Below are 8,909 nucleotides of genomic sequence, written 5' to 3'. Positions count from 1 at the left end.
CTGTCGAGTAGCTCGACCTCGAGCGCGCAGGTCGAGGGGCAATCATGCGGACAGGCCGAATGGCCGATCCTGAGCTTGGCGTGCTGATTCATAGGGCCAAACTAGCCGTTTATGGCGGCGGCGTGTAGGGCCAGATGGCGCTACTCCGCCGTGCCTTCCTCGTATTCCGCCGACATTGACAGCCATTTTTCCTCATGGGCGGCCAGCGTCTGGGCCAGTTGCGAGCGCTCCTTGGCCAGCCGTGTCGCCGTCGACGGGTCCTTTTCATAGACCGCCGGGTTGGCGAGTTCGTCCTCGATCAAGTCGATGCGCTTACGGATGCGGTCCATCAGCGCTTCGGTGGCGCGGATTTCCTTGGCCAGCGGCTCGAAGGTGGCGCGGCGTGCGGCCGCGTCGCGGCGGCGGTCGGCCTTCGAGGCTTTTTCGGCTTCGCGCTTGCCGCGGCGGTCGCCGGAGACACCGGTGACCAGCGTCTTGTAGTCATCGAGGTCGCCGTCAAAAGGATTGACCGTCCCATCCTTGACCAGCCATAGTCGGTCGGCCGTTGCCTCGAGCAGATGGCGGTCGTGCGAGATCAGGATGACGGCGCCGGGAAACTCGTTCAGCGCATGGATCAGCGATTCACGGCTGTCGATGTCGAGATGGTTGGTCGGTTCGTCGAGGATGAACAGGTTTGGGCCCTCGAAAGCCGACAGGCCCATCAGCAGTCGCGCCTTCTCGCCGCCCGACAGGTCCTTGGCGGCGGTGTTCATCTTTTCGGTGGTCAGGCCGAACTGGGCGACACGGCCGCGCACTTTCGATTCCGGCGCTTCCGGCATCAGCCGGCGGACATGCTCATAGGCGTTTTCGTTCGGCCGGAGATCGTCGAGCTGATGCTGGGCAAAGATCGCCACCTTCAGCGCGGGCGCCACCGTCATGGTGCCGGTCTCCTGCTTGAGCCGGCCCGACAGAAGCTTGGCAAAGGTCGACTTGCCGTTGCCATTGGCGCCAAGCAGCGCGATGCGGTCATCGGCGTCGATGCGCAGCGTCATCTTCTTCAGGATCGGCTGACCCTCGGTGTAGCCGACATTGACATTGTTCAGCGCGATGATCGGCGAGGCGACCGTCTTCACCGGCTCGGGAAAGGAGAACGGCCGCACGTTGTCGTTCACAATTGCGGCGATCGGCTTCATCTTCTCAAGCGCCTTGATGCGCGACTGCGCCTGTCTCGCCTTGGAAGCCTTGGCCCGAAAGCGCTCGACGAAGGATTCCATGTGCTTGCGCGCGGCTTCCTGCTTGACCCTGCCCTTCTCCTGCAATTCGCGCTGCTCGGTGTATTGGCGTTCGAACTGGTCGTAGCCGCCGCGCCAGAAAGTCAGCTTCTTCTGGTCGAGATGGACGATCGAGTTGACGGCGCGGTTGAGCAGGTCGCGGTCGTGCGAGATCAGAAGTACGGTGTGCGGATATTTCGATACGTAGTTTTCCAGCCACAGCGTGCCTTCGAGGTCGAGGTAGTTGGTCGGCTCGTCGAGCAGCAGCAGATCGGGCTCGGCAAACAGCACTGCGGCGAGTGCGACGCGCATGCGCCAGCCGCCGGAGAACGACGAGGCTGGCCGTCGCTGGGCGTCGTCGTCGAAGCCGAGGCCGGCGAGGATGGTGGCGGCACGCGACTCGGCCGAATGGGCGTCGATATCGGCCAGCCGCATGTGGATGTCGGCGATGCGGTGCGGATCGGTCGCCGACTTTTCCTCCTCGATCAATGCGGAGCGTTCAAGGTCGGCCTTGAGCACGATCTCGATCAGCGGCTCCTCGGTGCCGGGCGCTTCCTGCGCCACCTGGCCTATGCGCGTGTTCTTCGGCAGGCTGATCGAGCCGGTCTCGGAGGCGAGGTCGCCGGTGATCGCCTTGAACAAAGTGGTCTTGCCGGTGCCGTTGCGGCCGACGAGGCCTGCCTTGCTGCCGGCCGGCAAGGTCAGCGAGGCATGGTCGAGAAGCAGGCGTCCGGCCATGCGGAGCGAAAGGTCGTTAATGATCAGCATGGCCGCGCTTTTGCACGGGACGTCAGCGCTTCGCAAGAGGTTGAGCGCCGGTTGGCCGGATAAGGCATGAAAATGGCCGGCGGCAGATTGCCTGATGCCGCGGGAGGAAAGATCCGATCGCCGGCCTCACCGGATCAGAGAGCCAGCCCTGGGTTGGGCGGGAACCTGCTGCGACGGCGCGGCGCCTTGCGAGCATCGGCTTCTCGCATCTGAAAATGGCAGTTTTGTCACATTTGTCAGTTAATTGACTGTCCAACGCGGTCGTCTTCCGCGATCGCCCCATGACGCAACAGCAAGACTCAGCTATCTCTAGGTATGCGGCGGACCTGATACCCGCCTGGCCGGCGCCATCGCTCCCCTCCCAAGCGGCGCCGGCCACTTTTTCTGCGTTCCATCACTGCGCCGGCGGCGTGCCGGGTTGATCATCGCCTGACGTCGACTTGGGTGCAGGGTCGACCTGCGGGTTTTGATCGGCGCCGGGGGCCTTTGTCGGTGGGATGTTGTTATCGCAAGCCGCGACAGCCAGCGCTGCCGCCAAAACGAGCCAGGTCGGGGCCAGCAAAATTGAGAGCTTGTTCATCGCAACCTCCTGTCATCGGGCAAACGAGACGGTGCCGATTTGGTTGCACGCTCAGGCAGAGCTCGGGGCGCTCGGAAAGCGGGGAACAAAACGAGAGAGCGAGGAACAAAACGCGGGCTCTTCGGTTGGTCCACACCAATGGAGAAAATCATGATCCGTCTGCTCATAGCCGGTGCCGCCGTCTACGTGGCCTACCGTATAGTCAGGGAAATCATTGACGAGGTGCCCGATGACTTCGATCCGCTGTTGCTGCCGCCTCCCGATGACGACAAGTCGTTGCGGCGGCAGTCGGCGGCCATGGGCGTAGAGCCCGAGCGCTAAGTCCAGTTCATCGGCTGGTGCGCCAGTAGAAACGGACGCATCGATCGCAACTTTCGCGTCGAAACCGTTGCGAACAAAGCGGAAACGATGCTTGATGGGCAATGAACCTCGCTGCCCGTGATTCGACCTTCCGGCCTGACTATCTCGCGAAGCTGAATGCCGAGCAGTGCCTTGCCGTCGAGCATGGCGACGGCAAGGTCGCCGGGCCGCTACTGGTGATCGCCGGCGCCGGCTCCGGCAAGACCAGCACGCTGGCGCATCGCGTCGCGCATCTGATCGTCAGGGGCGCCGACCCCAGGCGCATCCTTTTGATGACGTTTTCGCGTCGTGCCGCATCGGAAATGGCCAAGCGGGTCGAACGCATCGCCGGCGAGGTGCTCGGCCGAGACGCTTCCATCATCACCGATGCGCTGAGCTGGGCCGGCACGTTTCACGGCATCGGCGCCAGGCTGCTGCGCGATTATGCGCCGGAGATCGGCCTCGATCCGGCCTTCACCATCCATGACCGCGAGGATTCGGCCGACTTGATGAACCTCGCCCGGCACGAACTCGGCTTCTCCAAAACCGAAGGCCGTTTTCCGACCAAGGGCACGTGCCTGGCGATCTATTCGCGTGCCGTCAACGCGCAGGCGCCGCTCGGCGAGATTCTCGGTTCGGTGTTTCCCTGGTGCGCGGGTTGGGCAGAACAGCTTAAGACGCTGTTCGCCCGATATGTCGAGATCAAGCAGGCGCAGAACGTGCTCGATTACGACGACCTGCTGCTCTACTGGGCGCAGATGGCCGGCGAGCCGGAGATATCAGCGCATCTGGGCGGGCGCTTCGACCATGTGCTGGTCGACGAATACCAGGACACCAACCGGCTGCAGGCCTCGATCCTCACGGCGCTCAAGCCGGACGGCTCCGGGCTGACGGTGGTCGGCGACGATGCGCAGTCGATCTATTCGTTTCGAGCGGCGGAAGTGCGCAATATCCTCGACTTCCCCAAACAGTTCGCGCAGCCGGCCGAGATCGTCATGCTTGAGCGCAACTACCGCTCGACCGAGACCATCCTGGCCGCCGCCAATGCGGTGATCGGCGAGGCCTCGGAACGCTTTACCAAGAACCTCTGGTCGGAGCGCAAATCGGCGGAAAAGCCGAGGCTGGTCAGCGTTCGCGACGAAGCCGAGCAGGCGAGTTACGTCTGCCAGGCTATTCTGACCGAGCGTGAGGCCGGCACGGCGCTGAAAGCGCAGGCCGTGTTGTTTCGCGCCTCGCACCACAGCGGGCCGCTGGAGATCGAGCTGACGCGCCGCAACATCCCGTTCGTCAAGTTCGGCGGGCTGAAATTCCTCGACGCCGCCCATGTCAAGGACGTGCTGGCGGTGCTGCGCTTCGCCGAAAACCCGCGTGACCGCGTCGCCGGTTTTCGCGTGCTGCAGCTTTTGCCCGGTATCGGCCCTTCGGCGGCATCGCAGATCGTCGACACCATGGCGACTTCGCTCGACGAAACGATGGGGCTGGCGCGCTACCGGCCGCCGCAACGCGCCGCCGACGACTGGCCGGGTTTCGTCGCGCTGTTCTCGCAGCTTCGCACCGGGTCGGGAAAATGGCCTGTTGATCTCGAACAGGTCAGGCTCTGGTATGAGCCGCATCTCGACCGCATCCACGAGGACGCAACGACGCGCCGGGCCGATATTCTGCAGCTCGAACAAATCGCCTCGGGCTATGCCTCGCGCGAGCGTTTCCTGACCGAACTGACGCTCGATCCGCCGGATGCAACCAGCGACGAGGCCGGGCCGCCGCATCGCGACGAGGACTATCTGATCCTGTCGACCATCCATTCGGCCAAGGGCCAGGAATGGAAGAACGTCTTCGTGCTCAACACCGTCGACGGCTGCATCCCGATCGATCTCGCCGTCGGCTCGAAGGAGGATATCGACGAGGAGCGCCGCCTGCTCTACGTGGCGATGACGCGGGCCAAGGACGGCCTGCACCTGGTCATGCCGCAGCGCTTTTTCGTCCACGGCCAGGCGGCGCGCGGCGATCGCCACGTTTACGCCTCGCGCACCCGCTTCATCCCGGCCTCGATCCTCGGCGCCTTCGAACAGACATCATGGGCGAGCGTCCAGGCCAAGGACGATCCGCGCCGCCAGCCGCAAGTGCGCGTCGACCTTGGCGCCCGCATGCGCGACATGTGGAAATAGGCTGCCTTTCGACACGGCGCTGATGCCACGGAGCTTGGTGGCGAAAATCTAATCTCGGCAACATGGAACCTGATGCCGCAATCCGCGTTTCTGGGCGTCCGATTCAGATCGGAGAGCGGCGTCCGCCGTCACCTCCGCCCAATTCGAGAGGCAAGAATGCACGACACGATGCTCTTCACCCCCGTCGCCGTTACCGTCGGCGCCGGCCACAAGCGCATAATCGCTTCGCTCTTCGACATGCATGAGTTCCTGACCGAGTTCCCACCATCGCGGCGACGCCTGAGTTATGGCGCGGCGGTGAAGGCATGCGAGGCGGCACGTGCCGGCGAGATCTCGCCCGAAGCGGCGCGCGATGCCATGATCACCTTCGCGGCGGCGGCAGGCATTCTCTGGCCTTCGGCCCAACCGGCAGTCTCGGTCAAGCCGGTCGCGCGGGGCCAGGGCGGATACGCCGCATGACTGGCTAGGCCTTTTTTGCGACTATGGCCCGCCGAAGATGCTGTTCGTCTTCGACGGGTTTCCGACATGGATATCAGGCGCGGCCCTCAATGGACCGTCATCAGGTCGCCGTTCGGAAAACCGCTCAATGTCGCCGCTTCAAAGCTGACTTGGTCGCGGCCGTTTGATTTAGCCCTGTATAGGTGTTTATCCGCCACAACGAACATCTCGGCATAGGTGGTCGGTCCGCTGAAGGCGACGCCGCCGATGCTTACCGAGAGGGGACAGGGTTGCCCGCCCGGGGAAAAATCCGCCTCGCGGATACGGCGCCGTATCCCCTCCGCGACCAGCCAGGAATGCGACGGGTCGGCGCCGGGAAGGAAGACTGCGAATTCCTCACCGCCAATTCGCCCGACGATGTCGGCGCCGCGCAGCTGGTCTTGAATGGTCTTGGCGATCAGCTTGAGGGCCTGATCGCCACAGTCGTGGCCGAGGCGATCGTTGACGGACTTGAAATGGTCGGCGTCGACAATCAGCAAGGCGCCGGAGCTGGCGACAGAATGGCTGCGAGCTTGCTCGAGATAGGCTTCGACAAGCATTGAAAACGCGCCGCGGTTGAACACCGCTGTCAGGCTGTCGGTCGCCGCGACAATTGTCAGTTCCTTTTGCGCGATTGCCAGCTGACGCATTTTCCACATCAGGAAAGACAGGAACGAACCGGCCAGCACCAGCGGCAGCAGCAGATCGGTGAGTTTCGCCCGCCACAGCGCTTCAGGCGACAGATACGGGAAATTGAAGGAATCGACGAAGAAGGCGGCGGCGATGCAGACCGCGGTGCCGACAACGGTGACGGCCACCACCCTGCCCCAACTCGTGGGGGAAAAATCGATCCGCATGCCATTGCTCCCGCTATGGCAGGCTATTTTGAAGCGGGAACACGAATGAAGTCCTAAGACTTTGCTTCAATTCGATCGTGATCGATCCGGATAATCCAAATCAGGCGAAGGCGCGGCCCTCTTCGCTGCGCTGGAACAGCGTCAGGTCAAGTGGCACCGAAGGCCGGCCGAGAACGGTCAGGATCGCGTGCGCCTGGCCGCGGTGATGGGTCTGGTGGTTGAAAAAATGATCAAGCGCCGGCGCCAATCGCTGCGAGACGGTGCGCATGTCGGAGACGGTCATGTAGGAGAAGCGGCCGGACAAAGCCTTGTCGCTTAACGCCCCGACCCAGTCGATAATCCTTTTGTCTTCGGCCTCGCGCGCCAGCTGCAAGCCCGGCAAGGCGCGGTGCAGGATCGTATCGAGCCTGGCCGGCGCGTCGCCCTCGCCGGTAAAGCGCCTCATCCAGATGCGGTCGGCAGTCAGAATATGGTTGAGCGTGCCCATCATCGAGCCGAAGAAAACCCCGACATTGCGGTGAAATTCTTCCTCGTCGAGATCGGCGGCGGCATCGTAGATGCGGCTATTGGCCCATTGATTGTAGGCCGCAAACATCATGAAGTGCTGTTTCATCTTTTTCTCCCGACCCGCGAGACCCCGTTTCGGGTGCCTACCGCATTGGCCCGAAACGTCGCTCTAGTAGACCGCAAGGAAGCTGCCGCCAATGACCATTCTGCTCTATGACCTCGTCGGACGCGATGCCGCCCGTCCGTTCAGCCCGCATTGCTGGAAGGCGACGATGGCGCTTGCCCACAAGGGGGTCGACATCTCAACCGTGCCGACGCGTTTTCTCGAAGTGCCCGCTGTTGAAGGCGGCGCTTCGAAACTCGTTCCAGTGATCCGCGACGGCGAGAAGGTGGTCGCCGATTCCTTCGCCATCGCGCTCTATCTCGATGAGGCCTATCCTGAGCGGCCGACATTGTTTTCCGGCGACGGCGGCAAGGCGATGGCGCGCTTCATCGAACGCTGGTCGCAACTGACCATCCACCCTTATGTCACCACTGCGGCGATCATGGACCTCCACGCCATGCAGGATGAGCCGAACGCCGCCTATTTCCGCCAGAGCCGCGAGCAGCGCTTCGGCAAGAGACTGGAAGAGGTGATGGCGGCGCGAGACCTCGGCCTTGGCGCCTTCCGCGCCTCGCTGGAGCCGTTGCGCTCGATGCTCACCTATCAGCCGTTCATCGGCGGCCAATCACCGCTGTTTGCCGACTACATCGTCTTCGGCGCGCTGCAATGGGCGCGCATCGCCTCACCCTACCGGTTGCTCGACGACAGCGATGTGGTGGCGCAGTGGTTCGAGCGCTGCCTCGATTTGCATGGCGGCCTCGGCCGCAAGGTGGCGGCGGCTGCCGCATAGGGCAGTAGGGCAGTAGGTATGCGCACCGCCATGACTTACTGCCCTACTCCCCTACTCCCCTACTCCCCTAACAAAGGCAGCACGACCCCATGACGTCAGGCCCGGAATTCCCGGACGATTTTCGCGCCGAGTTGGGCAACCTCTTCCTGTGGCGGCGGGACGTCAGGCGATTCAAGCCGACGCCGCTTCCGGAAGGCGCTCTGGAGCGGCTGCTTGACCTCGCCAGCATTGCGCCCTCGGTCGGGCTGAGCCAGCCCTGGCGTTTCGTCATGGTCGAGAGTGCGGAATGCCGCGCCGCGGTCAGGACATGCTTCGAGCGCTGCAATGCAGAGGCGCTCGCATCGTTCCGCGGCGAACGCGCCGCGCTCTATGCACGCCTGAAGCTCGCCGGCTTGAACGAGGCGCCCTGTCAATTCGCGGTTTTCGCCGACCGCGCGACAGAACAGGGACATGGGCTCGGCCGCCTGACCATGCCCGCCACCATCGAATATTCGGCGGTGATGGCGATCCACACCTTTTGGCTGGCGGCGCGCGCGGAAGGAATAGGCATGGGCTGGGTCTCGATCCTCGATCCGGCCGAAATGGCGACGATCCTGGACGCGCCGCCGGAGTGGACGCTGATCGGTTACTTCTGCGTCGGCTATCCGAGCGAGAACCACAGCGTGCCGGAACTGGAGCGGGAAGGCTGGGAAGTCCGGCGCGCTTCGATCGTAATAAGGCGGTAGTGCAACGGCGGCGCTGCCAGTCTTTGCGAGGAAGAATGGACATCATGGATGTTTCGCCAATCGCCGGCGTTGCCGACAAGGCACCATGGCGAAGCCAGCCGCGACGGCTTTGATCGGAGGAAGGCACAAAATGTTCCGCTACGACGTGCAGGCCGAGATCTGGGTCTATCCAGGCAAGGGCGGCTGGCATTTCGTGACGCTGCCGCCGGAGCTTGGGGCACGGATCAAGACGGCGACGGCGGGGATGGCACGGCCCTGGGGCTCGCTTGGCGTGGAAGCCATCATCGGCCAGACCAGATGGCGGACATCGCTGTTTCCTGACAAGAAGTCCGGCAGCCTGCTCTTGCC

At 63.3% G+C, this 8,909-nt stretch carries 10 protein-coding genes; 6 read left to right on the top strand and 4 right to left on the bottom strand.

Annotation, left to right across the window (positions count from 1 at the left end):
• Positions 1-140 precede the first annotated feature (140 nt).
• Positions 141-2,018: an ABC-F family ATP-binding cassette domain-containing protein gene (locus tag EOA85_RS19385; protein ID WP_127210809.1), complete on the bottom strand. Its 1,878-nt coding sequence runs from the start codon at positions 2,016-2,018 to the stop codon at positions 141-143.
• 394 nt (positions 2,019-2,412) lie between these two features.
• Positions 2,413-2,598, bottom strand: coding sequence for a hypothetical protein (locus EOA85_RS19380; RefSeq protein WP_029354302.1), 186 nt, complete (start codon positions 2,596-2,598; stop codon positions 2,413-2,415).
• 150 nt (positions 2,599-2,748) lie between these two features.
• On the opposite strand from EOA85_RS19380, the gene EOA85_RS37575 reads away from it, so the two are divergent.
• The 3 genes from EOA85_RS37575 (at position 2,749) to EOA85_RS19370 (ending at position 5,561) form a co-directional block, all read left to right on the top strand.
• The gene (locus EOA85_RS37575; RefSeq protein ID WP_084831665.1) at positions 2,749-2,919 is read left to right on the top strand and encodes a hypothetical protein; all 171 of its coding nucleotides are present in this window, start codon (positions 2,749-2,751) and stop codon (positions 2,917-2,919) included.
• Between the two features lie 101 nt (positions 2,920-3,020).
• Positions 3,021-5,102 (top strand): ATP-dependent helicase, encoded by a 2,082-nt coding sequence (locus EOA85_RS19375; RefSeq protein ID WP_127210808.1) that lies wholly within the window; start codon positions 3,021-3,023, stop codon positions 5,100-5,102.
• Between the two features lie 156 nt (positions 5,103-5,258).
• Entirely contained in the window at positions 5,259-5,561 is a 303-nt protein-coding gene (locus EOA85_RS19370) for a DUF982 domain-containing protein (RefSeq protein WP_065008963.1), read from the top strand.
• Positions 5,562-5,647: 86 nt separating this feature from the next.
• Here the strand turns inward: EOA85_RS19370 and EOA85_RS19365 are convergent, their stop codons facing one another.
• Positions 5,648-6,436, bottom strand: a complete 789-nt coding sequence (locus tag EOA85_RS19365) for a GGDEF domain-containing protein (protein ID WP_127210807.1) — start codon at positions 6,434-6,436, stop codon at positions 5,648-5,650.
• Positions 6,437-6,536: 100 nt separating this feature from the next.
• Positions 6,537-7,049: a DinB family protein gene (locus EOA85_RS19360; RefSeq protein WP_127210806.1), complete on the bottom strand. Its 513-nt coding sequence runs from the start codon at positions 7,047-7,049 to the stop codon at positions 6,537-6,539.
• A 91-nt stretch (positions 7,050-7,140) separates the two neighbouring features.
• On the opposite strand from EOA85_RS19360, the gene EOA85_RS19355 reads away from it, so the two are divergent.
• From EOA85_RS19355 to EOA85_RS19345, 3 genes are all read left to right on the top strand, one after another.
• Entirely contained in the window at positions 7,141-7,836 is a 696-nt protein-coding gene (locus tag EOA85_RS19355) for a glutathione S-transferase family protein (protein ID WP_127210805.1), read from the top strand.
• 89 nt (positions 7,837-7,925) lie between these two features.
• Entirely contained in the window at positions 7,926-8,561 is a 636-nt protein-coding gene (gene bluB / locus EOA85_RS19350) for a 5,6-dimethylbenzimidazole synthase (RefSeq protein ID WP_127210804.1), read from the top strand.
• 130 nt (positions 8,562-8,691) lie between these two features.
• Positions 8,692-8,909 (top strand): DUF1905 domain-containing protein (locus tag EOA85_RS19345; RefSeq protein ID WP_164759751.1); only part of this gene is annotated, 218 nt, incomplete at its 3' end.

The organism is Mesorhizobium sp. M5C.F.Ca.IN.020.29.1.1 (genome assembly GCF_003997375.1).
Taxonomy (GTDB): domain Bacteria; phylum Pseudomonadota; class Alphaproteobacteria; order Rhizobiales; family Rhizobiaceae; genus Mesorhizobium; species Mesorhizobium wenxiniae.
Note: the sequence above shows the minus strand (reverse complement) of the source record. Positions and strands in the feature narration are given on the sequence as shown.